Source organism: Leptolyngbya sp. FACHB-36, assembly GCF_014695955.1.
In the GTDB taxonomy this organism is placed as follows: Bacteria; Cyanobacteriota; Cyanobacteriia; order Leptolyngbyales; family Leptolyngbyaceae; genus FACHB-36.
The window spans coordinates 1-1,775 of sequence record NZ_JACJPG010000163.1 but is presented as its reverse complement, the minus strand read 5'-3'; the positions used below and the strand labels follow the sequence as shown (position 1 = coordinate 1,775).

The window sequence follows — 1,775 nt, the reverse complement described above, 5'->3', positions numbered from 1 at the left end:
GGCGTTGGGCGCGCGGATGATATCCTGCGTCACTTCTGTAACCCATTGACCCAGCGTTTCTATCTTTTCTCGCTGCTCTGACTGCTGTTGAGCTTGTTGCAGTCCGTGCAGCGGTCGCTCTAACTGGTAGGCTTTTTCTCGCTCTTGCAGTTCACTCATCCGCAGAGCCGACTCAAGCTGCTGATATTGCACCAGTTCCAGCTTAAGAGTCTGGCTCATTTCGAGCATTTGCTTCATGGTTGAAAAGGCTCTAAGCGCCGTAACCACGACAATAAACAGCTTTTCGGAGGTCAGCTCTGTTTTGGTTTTATAGTCATCAATTCTGTAATTGGCGACTAAAACTGTTTCTGGAGCCTGTCCCGGCTGCCCCGTTCGCAAAATGATTCGGACAGCCAAGTTGCCCAACTCTTCCCGGACATACTGAATCAATTCCAAGCCCGCATTCTCGGTTTCCATCACCACATCCAGAAAAATAATGGCGGTATCTGGATGCGCTTGGATTAGCTGTTTTGCTTCTCGCAGCGAGTAAGCGCTAACAAAGCTGAGTAACTGATTCTCAAAGGCAAAGTCACTCAGAGACAGCTTGGTCACTTCATGAACTTCAACATCATCATCGACGATTAAGATTTTCCAGCGTTCCTTAAGTGGGTTTAACTCGGCTTCTTCAGCAGATGGGAACTCATCCTCCTGAGCAAAAATAACCTCATCGTCTTGAGAGTCAGGGAGAGGGTTTTGGGCGTTGCTCGACATGGACCAGCCTTCTGTAAAAACGCTTAGGTTTTTGGCAGCCTGATGACAAACCGGGTTCCTTCAAACGGCTGACTCTCGCACTGAATCGTTCCGTCTAGCTTCTGAGTGACCAGGTTATAGACGATGTGCAATCCCAACCCACTACCTCCCTGACCCCGTTTCGTGGTGAAGAAGGGTTCAAAGATCTTGCTCAGGTTTTCTGGAGGAATTCCCTGACCATCATCAGCATACTCAAGAATAACTTGCTCCTCGGTCTGGCTTAAAGTCAGCGTAATATGTCCACGATCGTCGGGTGCATACGCATGAAGCAGCGAATTCATTACCAGGTTGGTGACAATTTGGGAAAATGCGCCAGGATAACTGTTGAGACTGAGATGACGATCGCCGTGCACCTCGATCGTATGCTTTGTCAAACCAAGCTTTGGGCTAAGCTGAAGCAAAATCTCTTGTAGATAAGCGTTGAGGTTAAACATCCGCTGAGATTCGCTGAATTGATCGACGGCAACTTGCTTAAAACTCTGAATCAGTTCTGCGGCTCGGTTAAGATTCGCCAAGGTCAGCCGACTACTCTGTTGCGCCACATCCAGAAACTTTTCTAACTCAGAACGCTTCATCGTCCCGCGCTGGAAATAGTCAGACAGCGCGGCGGTCTTTTCTGCCAGCAGTGAGGCAGCCGTAACGCCAATGCCGATCGGCGTATTAATCTCATGCGCAATTCCGGCAACGAGTCCGCCCAAAGCCGCCATTTTCTCTGTTTGAATCAGGTGAGCCTCTGCCTGTCGCAAATTGTGCAGCGTTTGTTCGAGCTGTCGCGCCTTTTCCTGTAGCTGCAACTCCGCGAGCTGTCGCTCTTCCACTTCCTGCTGAAGCTGTAGGTTCTGCTTATCCAGTTCTTCTTGCGCCAGTTTCCGGCTCTCCTGCGTCAGCACTAGCCACCAAGACCCCATGCCAATCAGCACGAAAAAAACCGCAGACACCTCGATTAAGGTTGCAGTCAGCCGATCGATCGTCAGCGCAGGCAGATC

General features: G+C 50.1%; 1 protein-coding gene and 1 pseudogene. Both read right to left on the bottom strand.

The window, feature by feature from the left end; genetic code table 11:
• Positions 1 to 750, bottom strand: a pseudogene (locus tag H6F43_RS22960) (response regulator); the annotation flags it as partial.
• A 23-nt stretch (positions 751 to 773) separates the two neighbouring features.
• On the bottom strand, positions 774 to 1,775 hold a 1,002-nt coding region (locus tag H6F43_RS22955; RefSeq protein ID WP_199290115.1), incomplete at its 5' end, for a HAMP domain-containing sensor histidine kinase.